Below are 18,069 nucleotides of genomic sequence, written 5' to 3' on the forward strand. Positions count from 1 at the left end.
AAAATCAAATAATCACTATAAAGATCAAGCATATCCATTTAATTCCCTCCCTAAAATTAAGGGCGGAATTCTAATGCTTTTTAGTCAAACTACAAGTTTATGTGCGTAACATGAGTTATTTTAGATGAATTAAGCAATAACCTAGATTTGAAAACCCGAAACCATGTCATTCAAGTTCTTAAAAAATATCAAGGACCTCTCGTTATCATATCGCATGATGAGGATTTTTTAGAGCAAATCGACTTGAATTCTAAGTATACTATCGAGGGAAATGCTTAACCTTATTAGATTTGAATTATTTAACCAATAAATGCTATGTTTATATGAGCTATTTAAAATTCTAAAGTTTAGATTCATGCCAAAAACCAACTCTTATGAAGACGCTACTCATTTAATAAATCAAGTGCTTGATAGCAACTTGCGCGCGGAAGGTAAAGATAATCTAGCTGCCAAAGAAATCGTACAACAAGGTTATGCTTACATAGCAAATAATATTTATAACAGAACTTTTTTAAATTGGGGGCTTTGGGATAAGCAGATATATAAAGAATTTAGCGACTTACATTATAATTTTGCAGCTTTATGCCCCTATCAAAGCGCTCACTCCCCTTTATTAATTTATTATGTCCTCAGGCCCTTAATCCAGCAATATTTCTTTGGCAAACGAATTTTAGAAGTTGGCCCAGGCAATGGGATTGGTCTAAAAATGTCCTCGCAATTATTAAAAAGCAATTATGCCCTCGGAATAGATTTAACCCATCCTCTGGTACGTAATGCAAAAAATAATTTTTCTATGGAAAATAAAGTAGACTTTATTCAAGGTGATGCTGAACATTTACCTCTAGAAAACGAAAGCTTCGATTTAATCACCAACATTGAAAGCTCTCACTTATATCCTAATCTCGAACTTTTTTTTCATGAGGTATGTCGCGTTTTAATTCCCGGAGGTTTTTTTTGCTATACCGACATAGAGCTTAAAAATAAGCTACAGTCAGAGCGATTAGATAACTTCCTCAAATCCAGAAACGATATCCGGGTTGTATTAAAACAAGATCTTACCAAACTGGTTCAAAATTCTATTTATATGAAACTCATAAAAAACGAAAAAAAATTTGTTGAAACCTGTATTACTATGTTTGGTACTGATCCAAAAGTTTTAGCCGCCGAGACCACCAACCTTGCTAATTCCATGGGTATGGCTTTTCTGCCTTGGTGGAAAATTTGGGTAAAAACCCCTATCATGCGCCCTATTGCTAAAGCGGCAAGAAATGATACTTATTGGGGAAAAAAACTTTATTTTTACTATCTTTTACAAAAAATTTAATCACTTTCAGCCCTTACCCACACCGTAAAAGAGCATTATAGGCTAAAATATAATAGTGACAGATGGCTTGGCACCTTATTTTATGATAAAATTGTGCTCATTTTTTCCTCAATTAGAAGTTAGGCAATGGCTAAAGACTACAGTCAATTTGAACAAAGAAAACGTGATCACATCGAACTTGCGCTTATGCCTGCAAACCAAAGTAGTGAATTAAACGCCTTTGATACTTATTCTTTGATTCATGAAGCCTTGCCTGATATTAATTTTAAAGATATCTCCATTCAAGGCCATCGCTTTAATCAACCCGTCCAAAAACCTTTTATTATTAGCTCAATGACAGCAGGGCATGCGAATGCCATTAATATAAATCGCTGCTTGATTGAGGCCTGTTCCCAAGCAGATTGGGCAATGGGTGTAGGTTCACAACGTAGGGAGTTAACTGATAAACAGGCCGCTTTAGAATGGGAGAGCCTTCGCCGTGATTTCCCCAAAGTAAGCTTATATAGTAACCTCGGTATTGCCCAAATTATCGGCACTCCCCTGGCGGCCATCGAACGTTTGCTTGAATCTTTACAAGCCTCGGCTTTAATTATACATTGTAACCCGCTGCAAGAAAGCATCCAACCCGAAGGCACTACGGATTTTAAAGGCTCTTGGGAGGCTCTTAAGCACCTTACCCAACAATTAGATACGCCCATCATCATTAAAGAAACTGGTTGTGGCTTCTCCAAAAGCACCCTATCCCGTCTAAATGATTTAGGAATAAAGGCTGTTGATGTTAGTGGCACGGGAGGAACGCATTGGGGTCGTATTGAAGGATACAGAGCTGCGCACCATGAGATAAAACATCAAACAGCCCTTACCTTTCGTAACTGGGGAATAGATACTATCCAAAGCATTAAAAATGCTATGGAAATAAAGCCCCATTTCGAAATCTGGGGCTCTGGCGGAGTTCGCCATGGTTTAGATGCTGCCAAATTATTTGCCTTGGGCGCAACTACAGTGGGTTTTGCCAAACCCATGCTTGAAGTTGCTTTGCAATCGCCAGAACAGGTACTACAAAAAATGGCTTTAATTGAATATGAATTAAAAACTGCAATGTTTTGTACTGGTAGCCTCGTACTTTCTGATTTAAAGGAGAAGATATGTCTCTAGCCCCTAATGCCGATACTTTATTTAAAGGCTTTTCAAAACTATCTCAGGAAGAGCGCTTTAATCGTTTACTTACTTTAGGCGCTTTGACACCGGAAGACATCTCTTTCTTAAAACAAGGCGGTGTAAAAGAAGCAGGCTTAGCCGATAAGCTTATAGAAAATGTTATTGGTTATTTCCAACTCCCTTTAGGTGTCGCAACTAATTTTAATATTGATGGACAAGATTATGTCATCCCTTTAGCGGTTGAAGAAACATCCATTATTGCGGCTTTATCAAAAACCGCCAAATGGATTAGACAACAAGGATCTATCACCACCTCAGTACAAGGAAGCTGTATTTTGGGGCAAATACAACTCGCAAAGGTAAATAACTTCGCAAAATTGCAGCATATTTTTGCAGAAAATCGCAGTTATTTAATCAAAAAAGCCAACGAAGACGTTGCTGCCACTATGGTAAAACGAGGCGGAGGTGTTAGAGATCTAGACCTTCGTCTTTTAAAAAGGGACGATGGCAATGATATGGCAGTTATCCATCTTACCATGGATAGTTGTGATGCCATGGGTGCCAATATTATTAATCAAGTTTTAGAATACTTAAAAAATCCTATAGAAGAGCTTACTGGTGAGGAAGTCACCATGTGCATTTTATCGAATTTAAACGATCAAAAATTGACTACAGCCAACGTTACTATTAATAACATTGATCCTGAATTAGGCCATAAAATTGAAGAAGCCTCGCTATTTGCTGAAATGGATCCCTATCGGGCGGCCACTCACAACAAAGGGGTCATGAATGGTATTGATCCTGTTTTAATCGCAACGGGGAACGATTGGCGCGCTGTTGAAGCGGGCATTCATGCTTACACTGCCCGTACCGGTAAATATAAAGCGGTTACTACTTGGCGCTATCGAAATAATCAACTTATTGGCGAATTTACTGCCCCAATTATTGTTGGGACAGTCGGAGGAGTTACTTCTTTGCATCCTACGGCAAAAATGTGTTTGCGGATGATGAACATTACATCTGCTAATCATTTATCCAAAATTATCGCAGCAGTTGGTTTAGTACAAAATTTAGGTGCGCTCAAAGCCTTATGTACTGACGGAATTATTCAAGGGCACATGAAATTGCATATTGATAATTTATTGTTAGTCACTGATGCGAATGAAAAAGAGATCCCTGAGCTAAAAATCCGTTTACAAGAATGGTTAAACATGTATAAACGGGTCAGTGTCAATAATGCTTATGACTTATTGAACGAAATACGTCAGGCCTCCGCTGCAGTATGAAGTGGACTATTCCTGCCAAAACCTTCTTACTTGGTGAATATGCGGCACTGGAAGGCGCATCAGCCCTTCTAGCGGCCACCTCACCCTGTTTTGAGTTAACCATAGCTCAACAACCAACGGCCGCTATTCATCCAGAATCACCAGCTGGCCGTTGGTGGGACAAACAACACCTTAATAATTACGCGTTATTTTTTAAAGATCCCTATCAGGGCTGTGGAGGCCTTGGAGCATCGAGTGCACAATTTATTGGTGCCTACTTAGCCAGTACTTATCTAAAACAAGAACAACCCAGCTTAAAGGCCATGCTTGAAGCATACTACGAATGTGCATGGAATGGCCAAGGTGCAAGACCGAGCGGTTATGATGTAATCGCTCAAACGCAATACGGCTGTGTTTTTGTTAATAAAGACAAAATACAAATTCACTCTTATGCATGGAATTTTAATGATTTATCTTTCCAGCTCATTCACACAGGCATTAAACTAGCAACCCATCATCATTTACAAGAGATAAATCTAAATATTCCTACTGATGAGCTATCAGCAATTGTAGATAAAGCCAAGCATGCCTTTGAGCAAAACAACAGCCTCTTATTCATTGAGTCAATAAATGCTTATCATCATGAGTTAAACAGGCTAAATTTAGTCGCACACCATAGTTTAGAATTAATTGAAGAGTTCCGTAGCTACCCAGAGGTTTTAGCAGTTAAAGGATGTGGCGCCTTAGGAGCTGATATTATTTTAATCATTTGTTTAAAGAATCAAGTTGCTTCATTAAAAATGAAACTCTTGCGCCTGAATAAAAAAATACTTGCATCAGAAATTAATTTAACGCAAAAATCAAACAAACTATTGAATAATTAATAACTTAGTTCGTATTAAGACATGCTCGTAAAAAAAACACTCTGTAAATAGATGAAAAAATTAAATAAAAGACTTGAATTTTTTCCCTGATCCGGTATGATTTCAGCCTCTTTAGGGCCGTTAGCTCAGGTGGTAGAGCAGGAGGCTTTTAACCTCTGTGTCGTAGGTTCGAATCCTACACGGCCCACCAAGATTAATAAACCTACCACGGTTTATTAAGTTGTATTTTCAAATGAACATCCCGTAAGGGCCGTTAGCTCAGGTGGTAGAGCAGGAGGCTTTTAACCTCTGTGTCGTAGGTTCGAATCCTACACGGCCCACCATATTGGTCAAAAGACCAGAAAAAAACGCATTACCCGAACTGCGCTCGTAGCTCAGCTGGATAGAGTACTTGGCTTCGAACCAAGGTGTCGGGGGTTCGAGTCCCTCCGAGCGCACCATTTAATCCTTTTAAAATCAAACAGTTAGCTCGACGCTGTGTCATAAAAACCAATCTACTGTGGCAAAAACGTGTCATAAACCTGTGTCATGAAAACCAACTACGCGGGTAAACACACATCATGAATACGCTCTGCCGCCGTTCTTAAATGCTCACTAGAAAGGTGTGCGTAACGCAGCACCATTTCATAAGTTGACCAACCACCCAATTGCTGCAGCTCGTGTAACGGTGTACCATTCTGGACATGCCAACTTGCCCAAGTATGGCGTAAATCATGCCAACGAAAATCACTAATGCCTGCACGCTCTAATGCTTTTCGCCACGCGTGATTGTTACAGCGTGTCACCGGCTGTCCTTGATAGGTAAAAACATACGTAGGATTTTTACCTATTTGCTCTTTTAGTATCGCAATCGCTTGTTGGCTCAATGGGACAGGGATGGGGCGTTTTGATTTAGATTCATCGGCATGAATAAGCGCATGCCTTTTTTCTAAATGAATTTCGCTCCATTTTAGTTGAGTCACATTGGATTCCCGAAGACCCGTTATTAAGGTAAAAGAAGCCATATCCTTGAGGTGGCTTGGCAGTTCTTTTAATAATTGACTGGCTTCGTTCTTGGTTAACCAACGAATACGTTTATTTTCAACTTTTCTCATTCGGATAACGGGTAATGCTTCTAACCATCCCCACTCTTTTTGAGCACGGTTTAAAATGGCTCTGACTAACTCCAGAACCCGATTAACCGTCGTTGCTGTAACGTTCGATTGCTCCTTCTTTTTTGCAATAGATTCGATTAAGTCACGATCAATGTCTGTTAATTTTTTTGTTCGAAAATGTTGATCGAGCCAAGCTAAATGAATTTTATCCGTTTTCAGACTGCGTTTATGCGCAGATTCCTCTAGCCATCGAATTACTGCGTCCATCCATGTTTTATTGGGGATTGATTTTATCTGCTTTTCAGTCCATAACTCATGTTTTAATTGAGCATGAAAATATTCAGCATCTTGCTTTACTTCAGTCCCAGTACTTTTACGTACTCGTTTTCCTTGGTGGAAAATGTCAACCCACCAGATCCCATCTCTTTTGTAGAGCGCCATGTTTTACTACTCCTATTATGGACACCCTGCGACGCATCGCAGCTAGAGTACTTGTTTCTAATATGCATCACAAGATCTTGTTCTAAAAAAACCCAACTTCTACCAACCTTGACACCAGGTAATTTCCCAGTGGCAGCCATACGTCTAATGGTTTCTCTATGTGCACCAAAAAATTGTGCCGCCTGATTGATATCCAGTGTTTTCATGTGAACTACTCCTATTCGCTATCGCTATGCAATTTGTTTTTGTTCATTTGAATGTCGAGGATAATCTGATAGAGCCTTGTTAGAGCTATTTCGGACGAAAAATGTGAAGGTATCATTTGATCATGATAAATTGAACGTATGCTGCTGATGGGCGACCCTGTATGATTAGCAATATCCTTTAAAGTAAAATGTGTCGATGACAATAAATAGTCAATTATCCCTTTGTAAATAGTGACTTTGAATTTGCACTGGCACTTCATAAGATGGCACTCCTGTAATAGCCACAATTATTATTGTGTTATGACTTGAAAAATTGCTTAGTAATCTCTTACCACGTGATATTTTCGTCAGATGTGTTAATATCTAGTTTTACATCAGTGTAATTAATTACATCGGTGTAAACTATTACATTAATGTAACTAAGTCAAGGTATGTCAACAATTCTTTTAAACGATATTAATCAACTTTCATTGGCGGAAACGCTCACAGATTTAATTGAACGTGAGATTAGACTTACGCCGGCTGCGCTTGCTCGGAAATTAGGAATTCCAACTAATAAAATCACTCGCATCCTAAATGGAGATGTGACCGATCCTAAAGCAAGCACTTTGCTGCAAATTGCAAATTATTTTGACATCACTATTGAACAATTACTTGGTTTGGCACCTATTGTGAAAGAAGGTACTTCACAAGGATTAACAGCGACACAAACGTTACCAATTTTTGAATTGAGTCATCCAGAGAAAATGATAAAAGAGTGGTATCGCTGGGTACCCAATGATATTGCCGGAGATTATTTCACGCTAGCGCTTGATACGGACTTGTATGAACCCACTTTCCAGCAAAATTCGCTACTGATTATTAATCGAGATGTGGCTCCAGATGATCGCTCTTATATTTTGATTAAAAAAAACAACAACGCCGATCATTATTTGATAAAGAAATACGTGCAAGAAGGTGATCAGCGCTATCTGTATCCGATTAACCCTAAGCTACCCGTAGAAATTTTCGATAAAAAATTGTACACCGTTGTTGGCGTAATCCTTGAGGTACATCAAAAATTGCGCACTAAAAAATAAGTTGTAAGGATGTAAAGATGGAGAAGTTGAATCAAATAAACAAATTTTTACGGTTTATTTACCAGCATGTTGTTGTCAGGTTTGTTGGTCAAGTCAGAGAGCCTTACCTTATCCGTATTGATAATATTTTTACTGACCCAAACAGCAACGAATTATCGGTTGCTTTTCATGTTGCCAATAAACGCGTTAATCAGGAAATGACCGTCGCTGATTTTGTGAAATCCGATATGATTTATCTTGTTGATCCCCGCATTGTTTTTGATATGGGTCAACAATTTGGTTCAAATGCAGAAAAGCTTGTGGTTTCAAAACAGAAAGACCCTAATTTAAAAGCAAAATGTGTTACTGGCCTCAAGCGGGTGTTTATCGATGACTAACGTCTTGGCTGGTAAATCAAAAACCCCGCTTCAGTTTAAGGTATTTCATACGTTGCTAGGTTTTGCAGTTTTCTTTTCTTTAATAACGATCCCCGCTGAGGTTCAAGTTATTAATATCTTTGGTGTGACAATATCCTCAGAGTTTTTGTGGTGGCCTGTAGTTTTTTTTGTGTTGCGATTGATCCACAGTGTCTATGGGTTGGCATACCTTCGACATACGGTTTATTTAGTGATTTTGTTCCATGCCGTTTATATTTTGTTTTTAAAATTTGCCATTTGGTTACCAGCATCATCATTCTGGAAGATGCAAGAAGTATATACACAAGTACTCGGCAGAGATTTTTTTTATATTGTAAAAAGCTCATTATTCTTATGGGGTTGTGTCCTACTACCAACACGCATGAATATAAAGCAAAGCCAATATGTATTTTTTTCTTCATTGCTTATCTTTTTTATGCTGAATATGCTTTGGCTTAATCCCCAAGATGAAGTGAATAAATTAGAGTTGATCATTGGATTAATGATCTTCTGTTTTTTGAATCTCTTCTTCCAGATGTTATGTGATCTGATTTCTAAAATTGAGCAAATCGAAGCTTTGAGCGACGCTGATAATGGTCTATTCAAATTTAGGCCACAACAGCATTCATTGAAAGATAGCAACGCATTTAAATACCATCATATTCTGTTTTGTTCGAGTATCGTATTTTTTATTGCATCAAAAACAATGGCGGCTAAATTCATCTCAATAGGGTTTCTGACCATTAATGTTGGAGGCATTGTTTTTTCACTGGCTTACTTAGCAGCAGACATGATGACTGATGTGTATGGCATTGAGCGCACCAAGCAGATGATCCTGTTTGTTATTTTTTGCAACCTACTGTTTGTTTTTGATGTTTGGATAACAAACTTGCTCGCTATTCATGAAAATGATTCTTTTAGGGCGATTTTGCATAATCAGGCGCGCATGTTTATTGCCTCAGCCACAGCTTTTTTTCTTGGTATGACTATTAATTCAACGGTAATTTCCATTATTAAATCCAGACAACGAAAGAGAGGTATTTCGCTAAAAAAAGAGTTTATTACTACCGTATGGACGAGAATTGCTACTTCTTCAGCCTTTGGAATCATTATTGATGTCAGTCTTTTTTCATTGGTCGCTTTCTATGGCATAGTACCCACCGAAAAACTAAGCAGCATCATTATCTTTGAAGACGCTTACAAAATATCCTATGAAGTTTTGCTGGCACCGGTTTCAATCCTGCTGATTTATTTTCTCAAAGTAAAAGAAAAAGTCGATATTTATGATGAACTATCGAATTTAAATCCATTCAGGATTGACACTAATTACAAACTGAGTGCAAACAAATTTGCAGAAAATTATATTCCACCAAAGCGGAGAAATGATGGATAAATACTTACATGATTTTATGACGACAACAATAGAGATAGCTGCATCAAATCCTGTAGCGCCTTATGGTGCGATCATTGTTTATGACAATAAAGAAATTTTATTGAAATCGGTTAATAGTGCACACCATCATCCATTAATGCATGGTGAACTATCTGTTATCCATACTTTGTTTAATAATGGCTTCAATGGTGATGTTAGCAAGCTAAGCCTCTATACTACCGCTGAACCTTGCCCTATGTGTGCTGCTGCGATTTACTGGGCAATGATTCCAAAAGTAGTGTATGGCACATCTATTCCTTTCCTCCATGATTTATTTGGTCGACAAATTGAGGTTAGAGCTACAGAAATTTTTTCAAAGACACCGAATTTTTATACTTGTGAGCTTATTGGTGGCGTCAAAGAAGCAGAGTGCAATCAATTATTTATTAAAGCAAAAGAATTAAGAGACCTACAATCTGTCAAATAGGACGTTTGATTGACTGGCAAGAATTCCACCAGTAATTGTTCCTTTATAGAAGGATGACCTCTTATTAATTTCTGCGGCACGAATATTAATTTGATTCCAACCATGGTTTATTAAATATTCAAAAGAAGTGGCAAATACAACTCTTGGTATTTTTGTCCAAACAACAGCGCTTTGGCACATCGAGCAAGGCTCGGCCGTGGTGTATAGAGTCACTTGTGACCAATCCACCTGAGGATGTTCTTTAACGCAATTGTTGATTGCCACCATCTCCCCATGGAAAGTTGGATTAACTTTGCTTGCATTGAGTCCTTTTGACAAGATTTTACCTGTTTGATTGTCAACGATGAGGGCAGCAAAAGGAGCCTTTGGATTGTTTTTTGCCAGATCAATGGCTATTTGCATATAATATTCATCAGATTTTTTAGCCTGGATCTGATTGGTGTCGGCTGCGAAGCACTGCAGGCCATTCATAGTAAAAAAAACAATCATTGAAATAATAAATTTGTTCATTTGTGATCCTCTCTGCCTCGATAATTATCTTTGATCCACCACGATTTTTACTGGCCTCAGTCTTTATGGTTACTATAGTTAGCCATTTTTTTTTGCTATCCAAACAAGATGATGCTCTTGATCGCTTTCTTTTAAGAGAATTTCAAAGCCATATTTTTTAAGATACTGTTCATAAACATTAGGGCCTAGGCTGTAAAAATGAAGCTCTTGATTGAGCATGTTACTGTCAGTCCATTCATATTCACTATCACCGCTTGTAAACTCAAGTATCCCCCCTGGCTTTAACCACTCAGCGAAACGAGTAATCATAAGCTCATGGTCCGATTTTGGAAGATGAAAAAGACACCACCACTCGACAATAGCATCAACAGTTTCATTGAATTCAATAGTGCGAACATCACCATATAAGCCACGCATTTTCGGGCATTTCTTTTTAGCGATGTTTAGTAATTCTTGCGACCCATCAACGCCGGTAACCTCAAAGTTTTTTTCAATAAAATAATCCGCAATAGGAAACCCGGAGCCACAACCAATATCAAGGATGTGTGATTTTTCCGGTATATAATTTATTAAAGCATCGAGGTATTTTTGTTCAGTATTAAAAGAATCGCGCATGTTAGCAAAGCCAACTGCAATGTTATCGTAAGATTTTCCTTGATTGTTCATCTTGTTACCCTAACTTTCATAATATTTTTTTCATATAATACCGTTTGTGGCCTGGCGGACAGGCTTCAAGAACACCAAAGATTTCATACCCTGCTTTCAAATAAAAGTCTTTGGCTTGCCAATCAAACGTATCTAAATGCGAAAGACTAGCCCCCATTGATTTAGCTTCGTCCTCAACTTTTTTCAGCAAAAGGCTTCCAAGTTGTTGGCCACGATGACTTTCCTCAACGAACAAAACATCGACATAGAGCATTCCCCAGCAATACATTAATGAGTTTATTCCAGCTATTACAGAGCCGTTTTCGTCCTTAATATGAAAATTTAAACTTACAAAATTGTTGTCCTGTGTAAATGGAGCATGGCTTCTATTGAAGGTAACAATTTTATCATCAACAAACTGCGTTTCTTTTTCATTACTAATAGCAATTTCCAAACTCATAACATCTTCCTAAGAAAAATTCTTGAATGTTCACGCCAATATTTTTTAATTTCACCCATACGCACATAGCCATTTTTTAAATAAAATTCCTCTGCTTGAAAGGACCAAGTATCCGTTATAGAGGAAACACAACTATGCTTAACAGCTTCTTGTTCTGCCGCATTTATTAACTTTGTACCATAACCTTGTTTTCTGAGTTTTTCATCAATCCATAACACTTCAATATAGACTGATTCAGTATCAAAATGTGCTTGTATGCCGCCAAGTATCTCTCCCAAATCATTTTTTAAAAACACTGAAAACTCTTTGTCTCTAGTCTCACCCATTAGGCGTTCATAATGAACAACAAGTCCCTCTACCACAGCATCATTGTCAGCTTGATTAGGTTTGTGATCGACAATTATTTTGTATGTGCTGTTTAGTATTAACTCCGCAGTTTGATCATTTTTTTGAATAATCCAATCAGCAATAGATTCCGCGACCTGATTTATTGCCATTCTTGTTGTATCTAAGGTTTTCACGAATGCTTTGTTATTCCAATCTGCCAATTGATCCCAGGCACTAAAAGACAAATCGCTCCAACAATTTTCTTTCAATACATGCTGCATCCACTGAGGATCTTGGTGATGCATGCGAAGCCAAGAAGACCAATTCAACATATTTTGATCAGTACCATACGTATTACGTTGTTTAAGACGTTGAATTCGTTCAAAATCACTCACATCCAAAAGGCAAAAATTGATTTTACCTATCTGTTTAGCAGAAGGGCACGCCAGAATCTCACCTAAAACAATTTGACCAAGCAAGCAGGCATCTTTGCCATCGCTTAATAATTTCTGCAGCCATTTTTCTGTAGACTCCTGACGCCATTTTTTATCAGCACCCTCAGGGACTCCAATATCGTCAAAATCATAAACGGCAATATTATCTGCCAAAAGTTTTTTTAGATGTGGCATTACCGCTGTTTTACCACTGCCACTGGCACCGCCTATAAAATATAACATCATAAAACTTTCCTCGTCTTGTCGGACTGACAAGCTCTCTCTATTGCACCATTTGGTAGAAAAACGGGCTGTAAGTGTTCAAAGCATTGCATCCGATCGTCACCACCTTCATCAGACAGAAAGATGTATTCACAATAATCGGCGATGTCCTGAATAATACGTTCAAAACGATAGTAGCAAATGGCATCCTGGTTTATCTTTGTTTGGCCATAGCCCTGATAAAATAGTGATTCCTCTTCAGTGGCTGTGCGACCGCTGTCCCAAATACCCGCGCCGACAAACATCAAATCACGTTCTTTGGGGGCAAAGATGAGGGTATCCCAGTCAACAATATAAAGGGCTCCTTCTTTATCAACAATCAAGTTCCAGCCATGGATATCTGCATGGCATAAAATATATTCGAGGTGCTGCTTTTGGAGCGTTGCCGCAAGCTTTTCAGCGCGTTCAACAAGTTTAAGTATTTCACTACTTTTGGATTTCAGGAACAATGCCATTTTTACAGCAACAGGCTCTTCAAAAACCTCATTTTCAATGCGCATAAGAAATGCTTTGACGGTTTCTCGCCATTTGGAAGAAAATACTTCTCGTGGTGTGCCACTTGTTAGGGTGTTTGGAATATCGGTGCTGTGAAGCTTTTTAATGGCCGCCCCAAATTGAACCCACTGATCTTCTGATAGTTTGGCTTCTACGCCATTACAACCCTTGACATAAGGGTAGAGAATCGCCTTAAAGGATGCCAAGCTTGTCCAAAGTTGCCTTGTCTTGGTTGCAAGAGGCGGGATCACTTGCTTAATACCCAAGTCAGCAAGATATTTAGGAGCTGAAACTGAAGCATCAATAAATTCACCGCGTCGTAACTTTAGGAAGTAATCCACTTGGCTGCTTGTCGTGACCTGATAAACAGCTGTATTGAAATCAGCGCCAAGAGGCAGAAACGCTATCTTTTCCACAGTCAATCCATATGCATCCTGTAAACACGCAATGATTTTTTCATCTTTAAGGTCAGGTTTTATTAGCATCGTCTTAGCCCCCAGGCCGGGGGGCTAAGACGATGCTATCTAGAAAGATACTATTTAATATTAACTTAATCATTACGACAGCCCTTTTTTAAATCTGCAAGATCTGGTTTATTCTACTTATACCCCACTAATTCCTAAACTAAGAGATTATGGGCCAATGACTAATACGCGTGCAGTTCGAAGAATTCTGCAACTTTGTTTTGATAAAGCTGCTGAAATTCTGGCTGTATCTCATCCAGATGAATCAGACGGAATGCGTGAAGTTACAGTCCACTGGCTCAGGCATACTGCTATTTCTGAAGATGTAAAGAGTAGACCTCTGAATCACGTTCGAGATGATGCTGGTCATCAGTCAATCATTACAACTAATCGGTATGTTAATACACTTCACCGTGAACGCCATCAATCAGCAAGAAATAAGCCAATTCAACCATCCAAAGATAACCGCTGTGCCAGTCGGGATTCCCCAACCGCTAGGCTACTAGAGGCTATTAACGCTAGAGCGCTGGCAGAGCCGTTGCTCAACTCTTTCTACCGTAGGTAAATGAGTTATGCGTAACTATATGCCATTCTTCTCTAGCTATCAATTTTCTTGGCTAGCAAGATTAGTTTTCATTTTTGTATTATAGTTTCCATGGGGGTTTGGGGGTCGTCTGAAAAGGACTATATTTTTCTCTTTCTTTTGCTCGAGAAGACTCTGTTGAAGCCATATATCCTGGCTCAGTCTTCCTTATTTCTTGCATTTTATCTTTGTATTGTCCTGTTGTTTTTGGTGTGATGGTAAGTTGTGTATCATGGCTCACACGATCTTCTGCAAAAATCAATCCTTCGCGGCGGGAAAGCCATTGACTGACAGGCGTTAGTGAACCGACCACAGGCTCTGCAATTTGTTGAAAAACTGATGGGCCATTCTCGCTGTTAGTGAAGCAAACTACTGCTTCATTGGTTCGTAAATTAATTGCAGTGAATGCTCTGGATGTTTCATTATCACCCCAGTGAAATGCAATAGGATCGCCATTATCAGCAGTTTGTAGTCCCATACCAATACCCCAACTGATCTGGTGTAACGTTTCTTCTGACACCTTGGCATCCATGGCTTTTTGATCTTTTCCTGCTAAATTAAGTTGTGGCTCAAACATATGACTTCGAATAAATTCATCATGAAGACATGCGTTTAAAAATTTCGCATAATCTTCGGAGGTCGTTACTAATGAAGCGGCTGGATTTGCCCGACTTGGTAAGGAAGGTGCTCTTTCATCTGGAGATCCATCTGCCTTATGGCCAACAGCGCGTTTTGTTTGTTTATCAGATTCTTCTGGAAATGGTACAAAGCTGGTGTGGTTCATTTCTAATGATTCGTCATCAAACACTTCTCGTGATAACTCATCTAGAGGCTTCCCTGCGATATGCTCAACAACCTCATTCAAAAAGCAATAAGCTAAGCCTGAATAATTAAAACTAGTTTCTACTGTCGCAACATCTGTTGCCCCAACATACGCTTCCGGCTCATCTGGTTTAAACCAATTAGGCAGGCTAGCTTGGTGCGATAATAAGTTACGTGGGGTCAGTAATTTATAATTAGGATGATCCCGTAGTTCGGGTGGGCCAAAATCACATATTTCATGAAGAGGTCGGTCAAGGCCACTTTCCGGTGCTTCACCTAGCCGACTGAACTTACCATCCTCAACCATTTTTAAAACAATATAAGCAAAAACAGGCTTACTAAGCGAGGCTGCTTGAAATACAGTGCTATCCGTAACCGCTTCGCCGGTGTTGGTATTAATAACACCTGCTGTCTCTGTGGCAATATCTCCGTCACCAGATACTCGTGCCAAGGTTACACCGGGGATCTTAGCCTGCTCAATCATTGTTTTTATAGGAGCCAAATCAAGGCTAAGACCAAGCGCAGGCAACGCATCTTCTAACTGAGGACTCCATGCCTCCATTTGATGACCGTGGGGTGATGTGTGTAGCTTAACACCTAAGTGCTCAGCTAATTCTTCAGCAAAAGGAATATTTAGGTTTTTAGCGTACTTTGGACTTTCAAATTCGCCACAACTAAGATAAATTTCAGGTGGCGGTGGCTTTTTTCCACTATCAATTATTTTTTCAAGTTTTCCCCTATTATTTATTGATGGTGACTGTGCTACTACTTTGCCAAACCATTCAGGATGCTCCATCCCCATGTAAATACTAGCAGTTCCACCTAAACTGGCACCTACCAAGACTCTTTTATCAGGATCAGTTGGTATTTTGATCCCGCGCTTCACTAACTCAGGCAGTAATTCTTGATGAATAAACTTTGCATATTCATCAAGCCTATATTTAAGATCAACTGTCCTTGCTCCCATTCCAGTTAATGCATCTGCTGGTTCAAATTCAACACCTTTCTTTATCGCTTCTGCTTCTATACCTTGCTCTGGTGTAATGAAAATGACCGCAGTATTCTTACTAAGCAACTTATCAAGACGCTCAACGGTATTACCTAATTGGTAATACCTGCCATCACTAATTATAACAACTTGATCGATGTCGCCCTCACCTTGAGGTGCGAAAACTTGTATAGAGCGAGAGATTTTAGAAGGATCTTCAAGATTAGAAGGGTCTACAATTTTATCATCTACACTCACAAGAGAAACACGCGCTTTGTTTGCTGCGTCAGAAAAAAATTTGCCAAAATCAAAGGCAATATTTTTATCATTAACTGGTAGTCCTAATGTTGATATGTCTTTATCAGGATCGGCGCAGAAAAAGCTGGATTTATCATCATAAATTTTTTGATATTTACTAAACTCATCTGATAGTGCACTAACTGGAGGTGGATGTCCTGTTAAAGACCATATCTTGGCTATATTACTTTGCGATACAAATTGTAACTTATTAGCCTCGGCAGGAAATATCGCTTCGAGTTGAAAAGGCTCTTCCGTTGGTAACGTTGTTATCTTCAAATTTGTGTCAATATATAATAATTGTTGTTCAAATAAAACATAGGATTGCTTGTGTTCTAAGATGGTGCTTAACTCGTCTGAATCCATTGTTGTTGGATCGATAGACATCTTAATTAATCCACACCCCACACCGTAGAATAATGTATCTGCTGCCTGTAATTCTTCTCGTGTTTTTGCTGGAGGTTTATCAACTGGTATTGTGCTGGGTATTACAGGAAAAAATGAAGACGGCCTATATGCAACATCACCATAAAAATGTGTGGCTTCTTTATTACTATGTTTAGGATCTAATTGTACATAATAATAGGTTACCAGCGCATCTTTCGGCATTGTGTTGCGACGACACATGACATCTGTATCAGATAGTTGTGTTAACTCCTGAGTTTCTTCTAATGTAGAACCATAGCCGTGAAAATCACCTTGAAGATAAAGGTTTTTTTTTGTACCGGGCTTATCATCTACATCTGACAATTTACCTCTAGGAAATAGAAAATAAACCTCCGATTGTCCATCGGATTTTTCTTCAATAATAGGGGTGCCAAAATCTTTAACTTGTTCCCAAAATATTTTAGACATCTCTTTTTGTTGTGCAACAGATAAACCTTTATAATAATCAGCGTATTTATCTAAAACATCTTGAAATGTAGGTGTGTCAGAATCGTTAGAATAATCTGCCCAAAACTTTATAGGTAGTGACTCATTGCCAGTGGCATTTTTTAGCCTTTTAATAAACTCTTGGGAGATTGTCATCATAGATACCTATCTATCCACGTGGTGTAAGTTAATTATAGTGCTTATCATTTCAATAACTCCAATAATTGTCACGCCACTCTTCGTACTTATTTTACCAAGGTTTCATATTGAAGGGAGATGGGTTAAAGATTTCTTGTTCCTCTTCTTCCGTCTTTTTAGTTTCTATATCCTTATTAGGCTCAATTTTTTCTCGTTTAGAGATAGAAGGCTTGGGTTCCATTGAAAGTGGATTTGGAGCAAGACTTTGATCTTTCGTGACTTCATCTTTTTCTTGTGCTTTCGGATTTGGTATGGGCACTAAATTATTTGCTAGCCGTTGGATAAATGCATCGTATAAGGTTAATGTGGGCATGGTAATACGAAGAGAAAGCATGTTTCCTTTCTCATCTTGAATAAGTTTCATGCAATCATCGGGAAGATGATTTTCCTCTTTAAACTCATTAAAGTCTTTTATAATTGCTTCCATGAACTTTTTTAATTCATCTCTTTGTTCTTCAGTTAATACATTAGGCTCACAAAGCAATTTAATCGTAAGGGTCATTGATTCGCGATCATTATCAACCAGCAATAGTCCTTTGGCGATCAACTCCGCAATTATTTCTGGGTCAAAACTAGACTCTGAATCAAGTTCTTCTGAACTAAACTCGCCTGTCATTTCATCCGTAGTCTCAACTACTTTACGTGGTTTAGTAAGAGACTTATCTTCACCAGAATTTGCTTCTTCCTCAGATGTCTTACTAGAGGTGGCACTATCACCACCGCCACTACCTCCGCCATGTCCTGAACAAAGGCGTTTAGGCGCAATTTCTTTAAAACAAGTCTTACAGCGTTGTTTTGCTCCTTCAGCAGCAGCCTCTTTTTTTTCTGCCTCTTTGTTTTTTTCTTTTTCTTTGTTTAATAGTTGTAGTTAGCTAGGTCCGGGGATCTGGAACAAAATTCAGGAAAAATAAGAGCTATTCCCGGTTTGTTAGTTCATTCACCTTACTCTCAGAATGGCTTATCCACAAGTCCATAGGCCAGGAGAG

At 38.7% G+C, this 18,069-nt stretch carries 17 protein-coding genes and 3 tRNA genes; 11 read left to right on the forward strand and 9 right to left on the reverse strand.

Annotated features, from left to right (window positions below; genetic code table 11):
• Positions 1 to 355: 355 nt before the first annotated feature.
• From ELY15_RS06960 to ELY15_RS06990, 7 genes are all read left to right on the forward strand, one after another.
• Complete coding sequence (locus ELY15_RS06960) at positions 356 to 1,324, forward strand: class I SAM-dependent methyltransferase (protein ID WP_158617425.1); 969 nt, start codon at positions 356 to 358, stop codon at positions 1,322 to 1,324.
• A 126-nt stretch (positions 1,325 to 1,450) separates the two neighbouring features.
• On the forward strand, positions 1,451 to 2,479 hold the full coding sequence (gene fni, locus ELY15_RS06965; protein ID WP_127098943.1) for a type 2 isopentenyl-diphosphate Delta-isomerase: 1,029 nt from the start codon (positions 1,451 to 1,453) through the stop codon (positions 2,477 to 2,479).
• On the forward strand, positions 2,470 to 3,768 hold the full coding sequence (locus ELY15_RS06970) for a hydroxymethylglutaryl-CoA reductase, degradative (protein ID WP_127098944.1): 1,299 nt from the start codon (positions 2,470 to 2,472) through the stop codon (positions 3,766 to 3,768). The genes fni and ELY15_RS06970 overlap by 10 nt, the downstream gene beginning before the upstream one ends.
• Positions 3,765 to 4,631, forward strand: a complete 867-nt coding sequence (locus ELY15_RS06975; protein WP_127098945.1) for a mevalonate kinase — start codon at positions 3,765 to 3,767, stop codon at positions 4,629 to 4,631. The genes ELY15_RS06970 and ELY15_RS06975 overlap by 4 nt, the downstream gene beginning before the upstream one ends.
• Before the next feature lie 114 nt (positions 4,632 to 4,745).
• Positions 4,746 to 4,821, forward strand: a tRNA-Lys gene (locus ELY15_RS06980).
• A 57-nt stretch (positions 4,822 to 4,878) separates the two neighbouring features.
• Positions 4,879 to 4,954: transfer RNA gene (locus ELY15_RS06985), tRNA-Lys, on the forward strand.
• A 40-nt stretch (positions 4,955 to 4,994) separates the two neighbouring features.
• A tRNA-Arg gene (locus tag ELY15_RS06990) sits at positions 4,995 to 5,071 on the forward strand.
• Positions 5,072 to 5,170: 99 nt separating this feature from the next.
• Here the strand turns inward: ELY15_RS06990 and ELY15_RS06995 are convergent.
• Entirely contained in the window at positions 5,171 to 6,166 is a 996-nt protein-coding gene (locus tag ELY15_RS06995) for a site-specific integrase (protein WP_127098946.1), read from the reverse strand.
• Positions 6,079 to 6,372, reverse strand: coding sequence for a helix-turn-helix domain-containing protein (locus tag ELY15_RS07000; RefSeq protein WP_127098947.1), 294 nt, complete (start codon positions 6,370 to 6,372; stop codon positions 6,079 to 6,081). The genes ELY15_RS06995 and ELY15_RS07000 overlap by 88 nt, the downstream gene beginning before the upstream one ends.
• Positions 6,373 to 6,803: 431 nt before the next feature.
• Here ELY15_RS07000 and ELY15_RS07005 point away from each other — a divergent pair, with 431 nt between their 5' ends.
• The 4 genes from ELY15_RS07005 to ELY15_RS07020 are packed head-to-tail and all read left to right on the forward strand — an operon-like array spanning position 6,804 to position 9,705.
• Complete coding sequence (locus ELY15_RS07005) at positions 6,804 to 7,451, forward strand: helix-turn-helix domain-containing protein (RefSeq protein WP_127098948.1); 648 nt, start codon at positions 6,804 to 6,806, stop codon at positions 7,449 to 7,451.
• Between the two features lie 17 nt (positions 7,452 to 7,468).
• Positions 7,469 to 7,828 (forward strand): hypothetical protein, encoded by a 360-nt coding sequence (locus ELY15_RS07010; RefSeq protein ID WP_127098949.1) that lies wholly within the window; start codon positions 7,469 to 7,471, stop codon positions 7,826 to 7,828.
• Positions 7,821 to 9,239: a VUT family protein gene (locus tag ELY15_RS07015; protein WP_127098950.1), complete on the forward strand. Its 1,419-nt coding sequence runs from the start codon at positions 7,821 to 7,823 to the stop codon at positions 9,237 to 9,239. The genes ELY15_RS07010 and ELY15_RS07015 overlap by 8 nt, the downstream gene beginning before the upstream one ends.
• The gene (locus tag ELY15_RS07020) at positions 9,229 to 9,705 is read left to right on the forward strand and encodes a nucleoside deaminase (RefSeq protein WP_233586557.1); all 477 of its coding nucleotides are present in this window, start codon (positions 9,229 to 9,231) and stop codon (positions 9,703 to 9,705) included. The genes ELY15_RS07015 and ELY15_RS07020 overlap by 11 nt, the downstream gene beginning before the upstream one ends.
• On the opposite strand, the gene ELY15_RS07025 is transcribed toward ELY15_RS07020, so the two are convergent.
• The 7 genes from ELY15_RS07025 to ELY15_RS07055 all read right to left on the reverse strand — a co-directional run bounded on the left by ELY15_RS07025 (position 9,688) and on the right by ELY15_RS07055 (position 17,699).
• Entirely contained in the window at positions 9,688 to 10,215 is a 528-nt protein-coding gene (locus ELY15_RS07025; RefSeq protein ID WP_199744184.1) for a nucleoside deaminase, read from the reverse strand. The genes ELY15_RS07020 and ELY15_RS07025 overlap by 18 nt on opposite strands.
• Positions 10,216 to 10,293: 78 nt before the next feature.
• The gene (locus ELY15_RS07030) at positions 10,294 to 10,881 is read right to left on the reverse strand and encodes a trans-aconitate 2-methyltransferase (protein ID WP_127098952.1); all 588 of its coding nucleotides are present in this window, start codon (positions 10,879 to 10,881) and stop codon (positions 10,294 to 10,296) included.
• 16 nt (positions 10,882 to 10,897) lie between these two features.
• A complete protein-coding gene (locus tag ELY15_RS07035; RefSeq protein WP_127098953.1) occupies positions 10,898 to 11,320 on the reverse strand; it encodes a GNAT family N-acetyltransferase in 423 nt (140 codons plus the stop codon).
• Positions 11,317 to 12,327 (reverse strand): N-acetyltransferase, encoded by a 1,011-nt coding sequence (locus ELY15_RS07040; protein ID WP_127098954.1) that lies wholly within the window; start codon positions 12,325 to 12,327, stop codon positions 11,317 to 11,319. The genes ELY15_RS07035 and ELY15_RS07040 overlap by 4 nt, the downstream gene beginning before the upstream one ends.
• Positions 12,324 to 13,343 (reverse strand): aminoglycoside phosphotransferase family protein, encoded by a 1,020-nt coding sequence (locus ELY15_RS07045; RefSeq protein ID WP_127098955.1) that lies wholly within the window; start codon positions 13,341 to 13,343, stop codon positions 12,324 to 12,326. The genes ELY15_RS07040 and ELY15_RS07045 overlap by 4 nt, the downstream gene beginning before the upstream one ends.
• A gap of 623 nt (positions 13,344 to 13,966) precedes the next feature.
• Positions 13,967 to 17,044, reverse strand: coding sequence for a serine hydrolase (locus tag ELY15_RS07050; RefSeq protein WP_127098956.1), 3,078 nt, complete (start codon positions 17,042 to 17,044; stop codon positions 13,967 to 13,969).
• 91 nt (positions 17,045 to 17,135) lie between these two features.
• Entirely contained in the window at positions 17,136 to 17,699 is a 564-nt protein-coding gene (locus tag ELY15_RS07055; protein WP_370449399.1) for a hypothetical protein, read from the reverse strand.
• Positions 17,700 to 18,069: the final 370 nt, after the last annotated feature.

The organism is Legionella sp. km772 (assembly GCF_003989735.1).
Lineage (GTDB): Bacteria > Pseudomonadota > Gammaproteobacteria > Legionellales > Legionellaceae > Legionella.